At 67.3% G+C, this 13,492-nt stretch carries 14 protein-coding genes; 2 read left to right on the top strand and 12 right to left on the bottom strand.

Annotated elements, in window-relative coordinates; translation table 11 throughout:
- Positions 1 to 3: 3 nt before the first annotated feature.
- The 10 genes from ACZ2G3_RS20365 to ACZ2G3_RS20410 all read right to left on the bottom strand — a co-directional run bounded on the left by ACZ2G3_RS20365 (position 4) and on the right by ACZ2G3_RS20410 (position 9,243).
- Positions 4 to 837: an HTD2 family dehydratase gene (locus tag ACZ2G3_RS20365; protein ID WP_470400157.1), complete on the bottom strand. Its 834-nt coding sequence runs from the start codon at positions 835 to 837 to the stop codon at positions 4 to 6.
- Between the two features lie 64 nt (positions 838 to 901).
- Complete coding sequence (locus ACZ2G3_RS20370; RefSeq protein ID WP_470400236.1) at positions 902 to 2,062, bottom strand: acyl-CoA dehydrogenase family protein; 1,161 nt, start codon at positions 2,060 to 2,062, stop codon at positions 902 to 904.
- Between the two features lie 147 nt (positions 2,063 to 2,209).
- Positions 2,210 to 3,001: an HpcH/HpaI aldolase/citrate lyase family protein gene (locus ACZ2G3_RS20375; protein WP_470400159.1), complete on the bottom strand. Its 792-nt coding sequence runs from the start codon at positions 2,999 to 3,001 to the stop codon at positions 2,210 to 2,212.
- Entirely contained in the window at positions 2,998 to 4,095 is a 1,098-nt protein-coding gene (locus ACZ2G3_RS20380) for a CaiB/BaiF CoA transferase family protein (protein WP_470400161.1), read from the bottom strand. The genes ACZ2G3_RS20375 and ACZ2G3_RS20380 overlap by 4 nt, the downstream gene beginning before the upstream one ends.
- Positions 4,096 to 4,112: 17 nt before the next feature.
- Positions 4,113 to 5,066, bottom strand: a complete 954-nt coding sequence (locus ACZ2G3_RS20385) for a branched-chain amino acid ABC transporter permease (protein ID WP_470400162.1) — start codon at positions 5,064 to 5,066, stop codon at positions 4,113 to 4,115.
- Between the two features lie 10 nt (positions 5,067 to 5,076).
- Positions 5,077 to 5,964, bottom strand: a complete 888-nt coding sequence (locus ACZ2G3_RS20390) for a branched-chain amino acid ABC transporter permease (RefSeq protein ID WP_470400164.1) — start codon at positions 5,962 to 5,964, stop codon at positions 5,077 to 5,079.
- Position 5,965: 1 nt separating this feature from the next.
- Entirely contained in the window at positions 5,966 to 6,664 is a 699-nt protein-coding gene (locus ACZ2G3_RS20395; RefSeq protein WP_470400166.1) for an ABC transporter ATP-binding protein, read from the bottom strand.
- A complete protein-coding gene (locus tag ACZ2G3_RS20400) occupies positions 6,657 to 7,442 on the bottom strand; it encodes an ABC transporter ATP-binding protein (protein ID WP_470400167.1) in 786 nt (261 codons plus the stop codon). Before ACZ2G3_RS20400 ends, ACZ2G3_RS20395 begins: the two co-directional genes overlap by 8 nt.
- Positions 7,439 to 8,044, bottom strand: a complete 606-nt coding sequence (locus ACZ2G3_RS20405) for a glutathione S-transferase family protein (protein WP_470400169.1) — start codon at positions 8,042 to 8,044, stop codon at positions 7,439 to 7,441. Before ACZ2G3_RS20405 ends, ACZ2G3_RS20400 begins: the two co-directional genes overlap by 4 nt.
- An 8-nt stretch (positions 8,045 to 8,052) precedes the next feature.
- On the bottom strand, positions 8,053 to 9,243 hold the full coding sequence (locus ACZ2G3_RS20410) for an ABC transporter substrate-binding protein (protein WP_470400171.1): 1,191 nt from the start codon (positions 9,241 to 9,243) through the stop codon (positions 8,053 to 8,055).
- A 205-nt stretch (positions 9,244 to 9,448) separates the two neighbouring features.
- Here ACZ2G3_RS20410 and ACZ2G3_RS20415 point away from each other — a divergent pair, with 205 nt between their 5' ends.
- The gene (locus ACZ2G3_RS20415) at positions 9,449 to 10,942 is read left to right on the top strand and encodes a FumA C-terminus/TtdB family hydratase beta subunit (protein WP_470400172.1); all 1,494 of its coding nucleotides are present in this window, start codon (positions 9,449 to 9,451) and stop codon (positions 10,940 to 10,942) included.
- 6 nt (positions 10,943 to 10,948) lie between these two features.
- Here ACZ2G3_RS20415 and ACZ2G3_RS20420 read toward each other — a convergent pair whose 3' ends face one another.
- Both ACZ2G3_RS20420 and ACZ2G3_RS20425 read right to left on the bottom strand, forming a co-directional pair.
- Positions 10,949 to 11,359 carry an ester cyclase gene (locus ACZ2G3_RS20420; RefSeq protein WP_470400174.1) on the bottom strand — a complete coding sequence of 137 codons (411 nt, stop codon included), beginning with the start codon at positions 11,357 to 11,359 and terminating at the stop codon, positions 10,949 to 10,951.
- Between the two features lie 31 nt (positions 11,360 to 11,390).
- Complete coding sequence (locus tag ACZ2G3_RS20425; RefSeq protein ID WP_470400175.1) at positions 11,391 to 12,338, bottom strand: glutathione S-transferase family protein; 948 nt, start codon at positions 12,336 to 12,338, stop codon at positions 11,391 to 11,393.
- Positions 12,339 to 12,459: 121 nt separating this feature from the next.
- Here ACZ2G3_RS20425 and ACZ2G3_RS20430 point away from each other — a divergent pair, with 121 nt between their 5' ends.
- Positions 12,460 to 13,407 carry a LysR family transcriptional regulator gene (locus ACZ2G3_RS20430; protein ID WP_470400176.1) on the top strand — a complete coding sequence of 316 codons (948 nt, stop codon included), beginning with the start codon at positions 12,460 to 12,462 and terminating at the stop codon, positions 13,405 to 13,407.
- Positions 13,408 to 13,492 lie beyond the last annotated feature (85 nt).

A 13,492-nucleotide genomic window follows, 5' to 3' on the forward strand; every position in this document is an offset into this window, starting at 1 on the left:
GCCTCACCAGAATGCTGTCGCCTGCATAGCAACCGGTCCGCCGTCGCGCGCAGTCCACAAGGACATCGACGCCCCGTCATCGACCGCATGAAGGTTGAAGCCTGCATTGTCGAACAGCGGCGAGAGGCTGCGGAACCAGAACTCTCGCGGCGGCGCACCCCTCAGATCCTGCGCCAGATGTGCCAGCAGGGTCGCCTGCAGCGGACCATGCACCACCAGGCCAGGATAGCCTTCCTGCGTGGTGGCATAGGGCCGGTCGTAATGGATCCGGTGACCGTTGAAGGTCAGCGCCGAATAGCGGAACAGCAGGGTCGCCCCCGCCTCGATCTGGCGGCGATGTGCGCCTGAGGGCGCGGGAGGGGCAGCGGTTACGGACGCTGCGGCGGTGCTGCCGCGATAGACGATGTCCTGGGTCTCAACCACCGCCAGCGCGCCATCGCCCGAAATCTCGTGTTCCACCGTCACGAAGCACAAGGGACCGCTGCGCCCCTGCTTCAGTTGCACATCGAGGATGCGCGACCGGCGGGTTACACTGCTGCCGACCCGCAGCGGCGCGATGAACCGGAACGCGCCGCCCGCCCACATCCGGTTCGGCAGGGGCACCGGCGGCAGAAAGCCGCCCCGTGCGGGGTGCCCGTCCGGGCCAAGCTCGGACGAGCGGGCCGCCGGCTGCGTTAGACACAGATGGATCAGAGGTGGCGCGACTTGCCCGTCTTCGATGCCTCCGTCACGATCCAGCGTTGCCAGAAACCGTTCGGCCAGCGCAGCCGTCAGCGGCTCGACGCTGGCCTCGGTCCGGCCGATCCAGTGCCGGAGATGTTCCAGATCGACATCCATCGCATGCATCCTTTTCCGGTGCAGAAATGCCAAGTCCAGCGGCCTGGTCGTTGGGCTGAGCTGGTCAGAAGCTGCGCGGCAGGCCAAGCACATGCTCGGCGATATAGGACAGGATCAGGTTCGTTGAAATCGGCGCGACCTGATAGAGGCGCGTTTCTCGGAACTTGCGTTCGATATCGTACTCGCAGGCAAAGCCGAAGCCGCCGTGGAACTGGATGCAGGCATTGGCGGCCTCCCAACTGGCCTTGGCGGCGAGATACTTCGCCATGTTCGCCTCGGCGCCGCAGGGCTGGTCGGCGTCGAACAGGCGGCACGCCTTGTAGCGCATCAGGTTCGCAGCCTCGATCTCGATATAACTTTCGGCGATGGGGAACTGGACGCCCTGGTTCTGGCCGATGGGGCGGCCAAACACGATGCGCTCGCCGGCATAGCGGGTGACGCGGTCGATGAACCAGTAGCCGTCACCGATGCATTCGGCCGCGATCAGCGCCCGCTCGGCGTTCAGCCCGGTCAGGATGTAGCGGAACCCCTGCCCCTCTTCGCCGATGAGGTTCTCGGCCGGGATCTCGAGATTGTCGAAGAACAGCTCGTTCGTTTCGTGATTGACCATGTTCGCGATGGGCCGCACCGCCATGCCCGAGGCCATCGCCTGCTTGACGTCGACGAGGAAGATCGACAGGCCCTCGGACTTTCGCGTCACCTCGGCCAGCCGCGTGGTCCGCGCCAGCAGGATCATCAGGTCCGAATGCTGCACGCGGCTGATCCAGACCTTCTGGCCGTTGATCACATAGCGGTCGCCCCGCCGCTCGGCGGTCGTCTTGATGCGCGTCGTGTCGGTGCCGGTCGTCGGCTCGGTCACGCCCATCGACTGCAGCCGCAGCTCGCCCGAGGCCAGCCGGGGCAGAATATCGCGCCGCTGCGCCTCGGAGCCGTGCCGCAGCAGCGTGTTCATGTTGTACATCTGGCCGTGGCAGGCGCCCGAATTGCCGCCGGCACGGTTGATCTCTTCCATGATGACCGAGGCTTCGGTTAGCCCCAGGCCCGAGCCGCCGTATTCCTCAGGGATCAGGGCGGCCATCCAGCCAGCCTTGGTCAGGGCATCGACGAAAGCCTCGGGATAGCCGCGCTCGGCGTCGATGCGGCGGTGGTACTCGTCGGGAAACTCAGCGCAGAGCGCACGCACCGCGTCGCGAATATCCTGGTATTCGTCGCTCGAGGATTGAATCAAGGCCGTCCCTCCGGTCGTCGCGTCAGCAGGCTCAGCCTGCCGCAAGCGGCGTCCAAGGTGAAATACCGCTTTGTCATGGGGGCCATACCCATCGGCTATAAGCGGGTCCGACCCCTGCCTTCGGTCCGGCGCGCGGCGCCCATGTCAGCCGGGGTGCGCGCGAAGGATGCGCTGCGCGCGTTCGCGCACTGGGCGGTCGATCATCTCGCCATCCAGAGCCGACGCGCCCTCTGCGGCGCCGAGGACTCGGCGGGCCCAGGCCAGTTCGGCCTCGGAGGGCAGGAAGGCCTGCTGCACCGGCGTGACTTGGCGCGGATGGATGCACATCTTGCCGCCCATCCCAAGCTCGCGGGCATGGCGCGCATCCGCCTGCGTGACCGAGATGTCATCCAGCTGTGTCGTCACCCCATCGAGCGGCGGCAGGAGTTCCCCGAGCCGCGCGGCCAGCACCAGTTCGCTGCGCGCGGGCAGCAGCAGCTCGGGCCGGTGGGCCATTCCAAGATCCAGGGAATAATCGACCGACCCGAAGGCCAGGCTGGTGACTCCGGGGATGCGGGCGATCTGACGTGCCGCCGCAAGCCCCTGCGCGCTCTCGATCAGGGCGAGCACCGGCATTCCGTCCAGTCGCATGGTCAGGGCGGCGATTGCGGCGGGGTCCTCGGCCTTGGGCAGCATCACCGCGCCGGCCTCTGCCGCGATGGCCGCGGCGATGTCCTCGTCGTGCCAGGCGGTGCCCATGGCGTTGACCCGCAAGATCACGGGCGTCTCGATCAGCCCGGCGCGAAGGTTCCCGCGTGCCCGCGCCTTGGCTTCGGGCGCCACGGCATCCTCGAGATCGATGATGACCGCGTCGGCGCCCGAAGCCGCCGCCTTGGCAAAGCGCTCGGGCCGGTCACCGGGCACGAAAAGTGGGGCGATCGGGAGCGAAAAGTTCATGGCTGCGCCTCGCCGATTGCGGGAACGGGCCGGTAATCCCGCGCCGCGCCTGCGATGACGGGCGCGGGGGCCGGATAGCGGACCGGTCCGTTCGGCGTCTGGACCGTGATCCGGCGAAGATGCGCGTGGGCGGACAGGCCCGCCATGTCATTGACGCGCGCCAGCGCGACGTCGGCCTGCAGCAGCCGCGCCTCGGCCTCTTCGGCGGTCATGGCGGCAAAGGCATCGGCCACGATGGCATCCGTCTGCGCGCGGTTCGCAACGCGGGCGACGTTGGTGGCAAAGCGCGCATCGCGGCCCAGTTCGGGCTGGCCCAGGAAAACCTCGGCCAGCTTGCGCCACTCCCGGTCGCTCTGGATCGAAATCAGGATCAGCTGCCCGTCCGCGGTGGCAAAGGCGCTGTAGGGCGAGATCGAGGGATGGGCCATGCCGACGCGCTTGGGACTGTTGCCCGCTTCGTGGTTCAGCAGTGGCACGGTCAGCCAGTCGGCCATCACGTCGAACATCGACACCGAGATGTTCGCCCCGCGCCCGGTGATGCCGCGCGCTATCAGCGCCTCGAGGATGGCCGCATGGGCCGTGGCCCCGGTCGCCACATCCACGATCGACATGCCGACGCGCGACGGCTCGGACGGGCCGCCGGTGATCGAGCACAAACCCGATTCCGCCTGGATCAGCAGGTCATAGGCCTTGCGGTCGGCGAGCGGGCCGCCCTCACCGTAGCCGGTGATCGAACAGGTGATGAGGCGCGGATGGCGCGTCAGCAGATCTTCGGGCGCAAAACCCAAGCGCGCCAGCGCGCCGCGCTTGAGGTTTTGCACCAGCACGTCGGCGCCGGCGACAAGCGCGGCGAAGCGGCTCTTGTTGGCCGGGTCCGTGAGGTCCATCACCACCGAGGTCTTGCCGCGGTTGAGCCAGACGAAATAGCTGGACTGGCCGGCAGCCGCGGCGTCGTAGCCGCGCGCGAAATCACCCTCGGGACGCTCGATCTTGATGACCTCGGCCCCGGCATCGGCCAGCCGCGAGGTGGCGAAGGGCGCGGCGACCGCCTGCTCGACTGCAACGACTTTCAAACCGGTCAGGGGAAGGGACATGAGAGGCTCCGGGTTGGTCAGCGACGCCGCAGACGTGCGGCCAGCGTGCCGACGATGCCCTGACGGAACATCAGCACGCAGAGAATGAAGATCAGGCCCAGGATGACCTGCACGGGGAATCCGCTGGTGGCGAGGTAGTTCTCGATGGTGATGATCAGGCCCGCGCCGACGGTCGGGCCGGCCGCCGTGCCGACGCCGCCCAGTAGCCCCATCAGGATCACCGAACCCGACATCTGCCACGAGACATCATTCAGCGTGGCGATCTGGAAGACCAGCACCTTCGTCGCCCCCGCCAGTCCGGTCAGGCCGGCCGAGATGACGAAGGCGCCCAGCTTGTAGCGGTCGACCCGGTAGCCCAAGGACTGAGCGCGGGTCTCGTTCTCGCGGATGGCGCGCAAGACATGGCCGAAGGGCGAGTGGATCACCTGCCAGATGATCGCCATGCCGATGATGAAGACCGCCGCGACCAAAAGGTAGAGGTTGGTGATGTCGTTCAGGTTTACGATCCCCAGCAGCGCGCCGCGGGGCACGTTCTGGATGCCGTCCTCGGCATTGGTGAACGGCGCGCGCAGAAACAGGAAATAGGCCATCTGCGATAGCGCCAGCGTGGTCATGGCGAAGTAGATGCCCTGCCTGCGGATCGCGACGACCCCCATCAGCGCGCCCATAAGTGTTGCCGCCCCGGTTCCCAGAAGGATGGCCGCAAGCGGCTCGAACTGCCAGGCCTTGATCGCATGGGCGGTGACATAGCCCGCGCCCCCGAAGAAGGTCGCATGGCCGAAGGACAAAAGCCCGGTATAGCCCAGCAGCAGGTTGAAGGCCGACGCGAACAACGCGAAGCACAGCAACTTCATCACGAACAGCGGGTAGGCCAGCGTCGGTGCCACGGCCAGCAGCGCCAGCAAAAGGGCCAGCATTGCAAAGCGCCACAGGCTGGGCCGGACGGGGGCGGAAACGGTCGTATCGGTCATGGAGGGCACCTCAGGCGGCCTTGCCGAACAGGCCGGCCGGACGGAAGAACAGGACAATCGCCATGATGACGAAGACGATGATGTTCGAGGCCTCGGGATAGACGACCTTGGTGAGGCCTTCGGCGAGGCCCAGCATCAGCCCGGCCAGGATCGCGCCGCCGATCGATCCCATGCCGCCGATCACCACCACCGCGAAGACCACGATGATGAGGTTCGTGCCCATCAGCGGGCTGACCTGAAAAACCGGCGCGGCCAGAACTCCCGCAAAGCCCGCCAGCGCGGCGCCGAAGGCATAGGTGGCGGTCATCAGCAGCGGCACGTTAAAGCCGAAGGCCTCGGCCAGCGGCCGGTTCTCGGTCGCGGCACGCAGGATGGCGCCGATGCGCGTGCGCTCGATCGCGGCCCAGGTGGCCAGGCAGACGGCCAGTGCCGCGATGATGACAAAGACGCGGTAATGAGGCAGGAACAGCGGCCCCAGGATGGTAGTGCCCGACAGCTGCGCCGGCATGGCGAATTGCTGGCCGGCAACGCCGAAGCGCCATTGGAACATCCCCTCGATCACGAGGGCAAGGCCGAAGGTCAGCAGCAGCCCGTAGAGCGGGTCCAGCCCCTGCAGCCGCGCCAAAAGCAGCCGTTCAACCCCCGCGGCGAACACGGCGACGGCAAGCGGCGCGACGATCAGCAGCGCCCAGAAGGACAGGCCCAGCCATTCTCCCAGCAGATAGGCCGCGAAGGCCCCCAGCATGTAAAGCGCGCCATGGGCGAAGTTGATGACGCGCAGTAGCCCGAAGATGATCGCCAGCCCAAGGCTGAGGATCGCATAGAACGCGCCGTTGAACAGGCCGATCAGAAGCTGCCCGAACAGGACCGGCAGCGGGATGCCCAGAAACTCGGCCATGTCAGACCCCCACGATGGCGGCGATGCGGTCAGCGTTCGCCTCGAATTCGTCACGCGCGAAGCTGCCGGCAATACGGCCGTTCTCGATCAGGTAGAAACGGTCGGCCAGTCCCCGCGCAAAAGCGAGGTTCTGCTCGACCAGCAGCATCGCCAGGCCCTGAGCCTTTAGCGCCCGCAACATGTGCCCGATGCGCTGCACGATCACCGGGGCCAACCCCTCGGTCGGCTCGTCCAGCAGCAGAAGACGCGGCCCGGTGCGCAGGACGCGCGCGATCGCCAGCATCTGCTGCTCGCCGCCCGACAGCTTACCGCCGTCCGAGGCCAGACGCTCTTGCAGGTTGGGAAAGAACTCGAAGATCTGGGCATCGCTCATGCCCGCGCCGGTGCGCGGCAGCAGGCGCAGGTTCTCGGCCACCGAGAGCGTCGTGAAGATGCCCCGCTCTTCGGGGACATAACCCAGACCATGCGCGGCTACGCGGTGCCGCGGCAGGTTCATCAGGTCCTGTCCGTCCATCACGATGGCGCCCTCGCGCCTGTCCAGCAGGTTCATCAGCGCCCGCAGGGTCGTGGTCTTGCCGGCGCCGTTGCGCCCTATCAGCGCCACGGTCTCGCCGGGGCGGACGGTCACGTCGATGCCGTGCAGGACGTGGCTTTCCCCGTACCAGCCCTGCAGCCCGCGAATGTTCAGAAGGTCAGTCATGATCGGCCCCCATGTACGAGCGGCGCACCTCGTCATTGGCGCGGATCTCGGCGAACGAGCCCTCAGCCAGCACAGCGCCGCGGGCCAGCACCGTGACGCGATCGGCCAGCGTCTCGACCACACCCAGATTGTGCTCAACCATCAGGATCGTGCGCCCCTTGGCGACGCGGCGGATCAGCGCCTCGACCAGCGCGACATCTTCACGGCCCATCCCCGCCATCGGCTCGTCCAGCAGCATGACGCGCGGCTCGAGCGCAAGCGTCGTCGCAATCTCCAGCGTGCGCTTGCGGCCATAGGACAGCGCCGCCGCGTCGGACCCCGCCTGCCCGGCAAGGCCTACCTGCTCCAGCAGGTCCATCGCCTGCCGGTCCAGCCGCTGCAGCGAGCTGGCCGGGCGCCAGAACTGGCGATCCAGCCCGTGGCGGCGCTGCAGCGCAACGCGGACATTCTCGAGCACAGTCAGGTGCGGAAACACCGCCGAGATCTGGAACGAGCGCACCATGCCCCGGCGCACGATCGCGGGCGGCGCCAGACGGGTGATGTCCTCGCCGTCCAGCAGGATCTGGCCGAAACTGGGCGTGTGGAACTTGGTCAGCAGCGCGAAAAGCGTCGACTTCCCTGCTCCGTTCGGGCCGATCAGCGCGTGGATCGTGCCTTCGGCCACATCCAGCGTCACGTTGTCCGTGGCCGTGAAGCCGCCGAAGCGCTTGGTCAGGCCGCGCGCCGACAGCACCGCGGCCGCCGGCGCGCGTGCTGCCGCTGTGGCCACCCCGCTCATGACGGCACGGTGTCGCGCAGAGACGGATGCGCCATCGCGTCCCGCAGCCAGCCGTCCAGCCGCGGGATCGCCGGGCGCCACTCGGCGCGCGGGAAGCGGAAGTCGATATACTGGATCGCGTCCGCCACGATCAGCTCGCCCAGGCCGAGACGCTCGCGCGACAGGTGATCCGCCCGCGCCTCCAGCTGCGTCAGCCCCTCGGCCATGGCCCGGCGGCGCCGCTTGGCCACCGGATGGCTGTCGAACTCGGTGATCGCCAGATCGTCCGAGGTGATCTTGCGCCCGGTCATGATGTAGACCGCCGCCTCGATCATCCCGAAGCCCATACCCGCGATCGAGAGCTGCTGCGGGTCTTCGGCCCGCAGATGCGAATCCGCGGGGCTGAGCGTCACGGCGTGCCGGGCGATCAGCATGGCCTCGGTCAGGATCGTGCCATCGTCCAGGATCAGCGTCGGCACCCGGCGGGCAGGGTTCACCCGGGTCAGCGCATCCGGGTCCGCCCAGGGGTTCAGTAGCTCCACCTGGAGGGTGGCGCCGGCCTCGATCAGCATGGCATGGGCCAGCCGGGCAAAGGGCGAGGTCGTGCTTTTCAGCAGCTTCATCGCCGGCCTCAATTCTCGGTCAGCGGGCAGCCGCTGTCGGCGGCCGGCAGGAACAGGCTGTTGCCCGGGATCGTGGCGATCACGTCATACAGATCGGTCGGGCCGGTCGACTCGTCGGGCGTGTTCACCTCGACCAGAAGCATATCCATGACAACGCGGCCGTTTTCCTGGATGGTGGCATTCTCGAAGATGCCGCTGGTGATCGGGTTCGATTTCATGGCCGCGATCACCGCATCCGGATCGGTCGTGCCGGCGGATTCAACCGCCTGCAGGTAGTGCAGCGTCGAGGCATAGGCCCCGGCATGGCCCATGGTCGGCACCTGCCCGCCGTTCATCTCCATCAGGCGAGTGCCGTAGGCGCGGCTGGCATCGTTGTGGTCCCAGTAGAAAGACGTCGTCGTGCGAATGCCCTGCGCGGCCTCGAGCCCGAGGGCCTGAACGTTGTTGTCGAAGACCAGCATGGCCGCGAGGTTGCCCGACAGCCCCATCTGTGCCGCCTGCTTGATGGTGGTCTCAAGATCGGTGCCGGCGTTGGCCAGCCCGAAGACCTTCGCTCCTGAACCCTGCGCCGAAAGCAGCGCCGATGCCATGTCGTTCGTGTTCAGCGGATGCACCGTCTGACCGAGGACCGAGCCGCCCGCGGCCTCGACCGCTGCAGTGGCATCGGCGGCCAGTGCATGACCGAAGACATAGTCCGCCGTCAGCAGATACCAGCTGTCGCCGCCCTGCTCGACAACGGCACCGGCGACGCCGCGCGCCAGCTCGCGCGTGGTGGGCGCCCAGTGGATCGAATAGGGTGTGCACTGATCGCCTGAGAAGTTCGGCGCATAGCCGCCCGAGCTGATCGAGATCACTCCCGCCTCGCCGGCCCGTCCCTGCGCGGCCAGACCGACCGCGCTGGACCCGCCAAGCGCCATCATCGTGACGCCTTGCTCGTCGATGAAGCGCTGCGCGAGGGCGGAACCCACATCCGGCTTGTTTTGGTGGTCGGCCGACAGCACCTCGATCGGCTGGCCCAGCACCTCGCCGCCGAAGTCGTCCACGGCCATCTGAATCGAGCGCACCGTGTTCGGCCCGCCATTGCCCGAATACATCCCCGTCAGGTCGTCCAGCGCCAGAATGCGGACCGGGCCATCCTGCGCCGTGGCGGCAGTCGAGATCAGGGCCGCCGCGGCGACCGTCGTCAGAAACGTCTTCATGCTATCCTCCCAGATGGCGATGTCCCGCGACCCTCAAGGCTTTCCCCGCCCGCCGGCACCGCGCTCCGCTGAGGAAAGGTTAGCGGCTGAAAGGCGCGGCGGGAAAATAGCAACCTGCGCTAGAGGCGATAGCTTTTCCTTCTTGCCGTTCGGGTTCCTGCGCTGGACCGTCCGTGGCAAACTTCGCGCAGCGAGGGAGAGGCCGATGGACCCGATCACCGAAAGCCATGTCATCGACAGCGTCGCGGAGGCGCTGCAATTCATCGCCTGCTACCATCCGCCCGATTTCATCGCCGCGATGGCCCGCGCCCACGCGCGCGAGGAAAGCCCCGCGGCGCGGGATGCCATCGCGCAGATCCTGGTGAATTCGCGCATGTGCGCCCTGGGCCAGCGGCCGATCTGCCAGGATACCGGGGTGGCGAACGTGTTCGTAGATATCGGTGTTCAGACGCGGCTGGATTGGCAGCGCCCCTTGCAGGAGATCGTCGACGAAGCCGTGCGCCGGGCCTATCTGCTGGACAGCAACCCGCTGCGCGCCTCGGTGGTGCGCGACCCGTTCGATGCGCGCAGGAACACCGGCGACAACACGCCCGCGATGATCCAGACGCGGATGGTGGCGGACAATCGCGTCGACATCACGGTGTCGGCCAAGGGCGGCGGGTCCGAAAACAAGACCCGGTTCGCGGTGCTGAACCCGTCAGCTTCGGTGGCCGATTGGGTGGTCGATCAGGTCCGGGGCATGGGCGCGGGCTGGTGCCCTCCGGGGATGCTGGGCATCGGCATCGGCGGCAGCGTCGACATGGCGATGGCGATGGCCAAGGAGTCGCTGAACGATCCGATCGACATCGACGCGTTGCGCGAGCGTGGCCCGCAGGACGGGGCCGAGCGGCTGCGGCTGGACATCTTCGAGCGGGTGAACAACCTCGGGATCGGGGCGCAGGGCCTGGGCGGACTGACCAGCGTTCTCGACGTCAAGATCCGGCACTTCCCGACCCATGCGGCCTCGTTGCCGGTGGCGCTGATCCCCAACTGCGCGGCGACGCGGCATGTCCATTTCACCCTGGACGGCACCGGGCCCGCGACCTTCACCCCGCCCGATCTGACACTTTGGCCCGAGATCACGCTAAAAGTTGCGGCGGCCAGCGCCCTCCGGGTCGATCTGGACGCACTGGATCAGGACCTGCTGGACAGCCTGAAGCCCGGCGAGCGCCTGCTGTTGTCGGGCACGCTTTACACCGGACGCGACGCCGCGCATCGCCGCATGGTCGAGGTGCTGGACCGGGGCGAGGATCTGCCCGTCGATCTGCGCGGTCGGGCGATCTATTACGTCGGTCCGGTGGACGCGGTTCGCGACGAGGTCATCGGGCCGGCCGGCCCCACCACCTCGACGCGGATGGACCGCTTTACCGACCGGGTGCTGCGCGATACGGGGCTCAAGGTGATGATCGGCAAGGCCGAACGCGGCCCCGAGGCGCTGCGCGCCATAGCCGCGCATGGCGCCGTCTACATGATCGCGGTCGGGGGCGCGGCCTATCTGGTATCGCAGGCGATCCGCGAGGCTGAGCCGGTCGCCTGGACCGATCTGGGCATGGAGGCGATCTATCGCTTCCGCGTCCAGGACATGCCGGTGATGCTGGCGGTGGACACAAAGGGTGCCTCCATCCACGAGATCGGCCCCGCCGCCTGGCGGCGGGGCTGAGTACCATCAGATCATGCCGATTTGCTGCTGCAGGCCCAGATTGTCGATGGCGGGCCACTGTTCCGCGATCTTTCCGTCCTGAATGCGGAAAAGGTCCAGCACCATCACAGAAAAGCGCTTGCCGGTGGCCTGATAGTCGCCGAAGGGCCCGCTGTGCACACCGCTGAAATCCAACCGGATCAGCACCTTGTCGCCTTCGGCAACGACATCCCGCACATCCAGCGCGATTTCGGAAAAGGCGCCCAGCAACAGATCACCCAGTTGCAGCACCCCTTCGGGACCCTTGACCTCGAAGGGCAAGGTAGTGTCGCGGCGGATGTAGTCGGGGCTGACATGCTGGCGCAGCCAGGCCTCGTCCTTGGTGGCGAAGGCCTTGAAGTAGTCCTGCGCCAGTTGCTTCTGCGTCTCGATGCTCATCGGCGGACCTTTCCGAGCGGTAGGATGTGAATCATGCCGCGTCGCGGCTGTCGGCGGCCACGGGCAGGGTCTGGAACCCCGCGCGCGGAAAATGGACATGCAGGTCGCCGGCCTCGCCGCTGACCGACACCGTCAACTGTTGCGAATTCGCGGCAACCAGGCGCCCGCGAACCGGCACACGGGCATTGTCGTCCGGCGTCACCGTCACCTCGGTGCCCCGCTTCAGACCGCTCGGATCATCGCCTTCCGGCAGCAGCGCGGGGTCCGGCCGGGTATCGCGGGCAGCCGCGACGGCCTGATCCGGCGTCATCTGGGTCATGCGCCCGTGACCAAGCGCCGCGACGCGACCCATCCATGCGATCACGCGCGGCGACAGGCCGAGCTGCGCGTCGATCACCTCGGCGCCGGCATTGGCGCGCAGCAGCCACAGGGAATGGTGACAGGTCAGGTCGGCCGCGCTTGGCTGCCCGCCGGTCAGGAAGTCGTGCCCCTGCCCCAGCATCGAATCCAGCCAGCTTGCCATCGTCGCCATCTGCTGGACATGCGCCGGCAGCAGCGGCGCCATCGCAGGCTTCGAGATGTCGAAACCCAAATAGTGCTCGCGCCGGTCGTCTAGGAAGGCCTGCGGCAGATGCTCGCCGATATGGCCGACCAGCACGCCGATCGCGGGAATCCAGGTCGCGCGGTCCCACCACATCGACAGGCCTTTGGCGAGCCCCTCGCCCTGCGGATAGAGCGTCGGCGTCGGCTTCAGCCGTTCGAGTGCGTCGAAGACCAGCGCACTGTCGCAGAAGATGTCGGCGCCCAGCTGCAGCACGGGCAGCCGCCGATAGCCGCCGGTCAGCGCGTCCAGCGCGGGGCGCGGCGGCACGGCTTCGACCTTGACCGAGATCCAGTCGAGGTCCTTCAGGCCCATCGCCAGGCGGATCTTCTCGCAGAAGGGTGACAGGTCGTAGTGGTGAAGGATGGGTGTGATCATCTTGCGTTCCTCCTCGAACTGCGATGATATCGGCCCAGGCTAGCAGCAGCCGAGCCTGTCCCGTCAGACTGTTTTTCGTAGGGGACAAGAAGAAAAACATCTGGCGGATGCGGGGCACAGGATGGATATCAGACAGCTGCGCTACTTCATCGCCATCGCCGAGGAAGGCTCGCTGTCGGGCGCGGCGCAGCGGGTGTCGGTCGCGCAGCCGTCGCTGTCCCAGCACGTCATTTCGCTCGAGCGGGAACTGGGCGTGCAGCTTCTGGAACGCTCGCCCCGCGGCGTGTCGCTGACGCAGTCCGGGCAGTTGCTGTTGACCCACGCACAACAGATCACCCGCGCGCTGGAGAACGCCGTGGATGCGGTGCGCCAGTCGGGCCATGACGCGGTGGGCGAGGTCAGCTTCGGCCTGCCCAGTTCGGTGTCGATGGTCCTGTCGGTCCCGCTGGCCGAGACCGTCCGGGTCGAGCTGCCCAAGGTCCGGCTGCGCGCAGTCGAGGCGATGAGCGGCTTCATCCAGACATGGCTTGAGGATCAGTCGATCGACCTGGGCATCCTTTACGACATTGGCGCGGTGCGGCACCTGTCGCATACGCTGCTGATGACCGAGGAGCTGTATTTCTTCTCGGCCCCCGACACATGGCCCTTTGTGACGCCCCCCGGCAGCCCGGTGCGCCTGGCCGACCTGGCGCCGGTCGAGATGGTGCTGCCCTCGCGCCATCACGGCCTGCGCACGATGATCGACCGCCACGCCCGCACCAGCGGCGTCACGCTGACCATCGCGACAGAGATGGATGCGCTGCCGCAGATCAAGACCATGGTCTCGCGCGGCAGCGGCTACACGATCCTCGCCCCGGCCGCCGCCATCGACTTCGTCGAGCGCGGCGAGTTGGTGATGGCGCCCATCGTGGAGCCACGCATGGCCCGCCCGGTCTATCTGGTCCGCAACCCGGCCAAGCCCATGAGCCGCGCCAGCAACGAGTTGGAACGGATCACGGTGCAAGTCATTGGCGATCTGGTCCGCCGCGGCATCTGGCGGGCCGAGACCGATCCCGAGGCGCCGCTATAGCCCCCGCCTCTGGGCCGCAGATCGGAAAGATATTTCCCCGCACCGGCCTGTCGTCCCAAACTGACCGCGAATGGGAGGATGCCGC

This window comes from Paracoccus sp. KKT209 (genome assembly GCF_055635455.1).

Coding starts and splice junctions, on each gene's coding strand:
- ACZ2G3_RS20385 (WP_470400162.1), bottom strand. CDS start 5,066: ATGACCGATACGACCGTTTCCGCCCCCGTCCGGCCCAGCCTGTGGCGC.
- ACZ2G3_RS20400 (WP_470400167.1), bottom strand. CDS start 7,442: ATGAGCGGGGTGGCCACAGCGGCAGCACGCGCGCCGGCGGCCGCGGTG.
- ACZ2G3_RS20380 (WP_470400161.1), bottom strand. CDS start 4,095: ATGTCCCTTCCCCTGACCGGTTTGAAAGTCGTTGCAGTCGAGCAGGCG.
- ACZ2G3_RS20410 (WP_470400171.1), bottom strand. CDS start 9,243: ATGAAGACGTTTCTGACGACGGTCGCCGCGGCGGCCCTGATCTCGACT.
- ACZ2G3_RS20375 (WP_470400159.1), bottom strand. CDS start 3,001: ATGAACTTTTCGCTCCCGATCGCCCCACTTTTCGTGCCCGGTGACCGG.
- ACZ2G3_RS20425 (WP_470400175.1), bottom strand. CDS start 12,338: ATGATCACACCCATCCTTCACCACTACGACCTGTCACCCTTCTGCGAG.
- ACZ2G3_RS20420 (WP_470400174.1), bottom strand. CDS start 11,359: ATGAGCATCGAGACGCAGAAGCAACTGGCGCAGGACTACTTCAAGGCC.
- ACZ2G3_RS20390 (WP_470400164.1), bottom strand. CDS start 5,964: ATGGCCGAGTTTCTGGGCATCCCGCTGCCGGTCCTGTTCGGGCAGCTT.
- ACZ2G3_RS20365 (WP_470400157.1), bottom strand. CDS start 837: ATGGATGTCGATCTGGAACATCTCCGGCACTGGATCGGCCGGACCGAG.
- ACZ2G3_RS20430 (WP_470400176.1), top strand. CDS start 12,460: ATGGATATCAGACAGCTGCGCTACTTCATCGCCATCGCCGAGGAAGGC.
- ACZ2G3_RS20415 (WP_470400172.1), top strand. CDS start 9,449: ATGGACCCGATCACCGAAAGCCATGTCATCGACAGCGTCGCGGAGGCG.
- ACZ2G3_RS20405 (WP_470400169.1), bottom strand. CDS start 8,044: ATGAAGCTGCTGAAAAGCACGACCTCGCCCTTTGCCCGGCTGGCCCAT.
- ACZ2G3_RS20395 (WP_470400166.1), bottom strand. CDS start 6,664: ATGACTGACCTTCTGAACATTCGCGGGCTGCAGGGCTGGTACGGGGAA.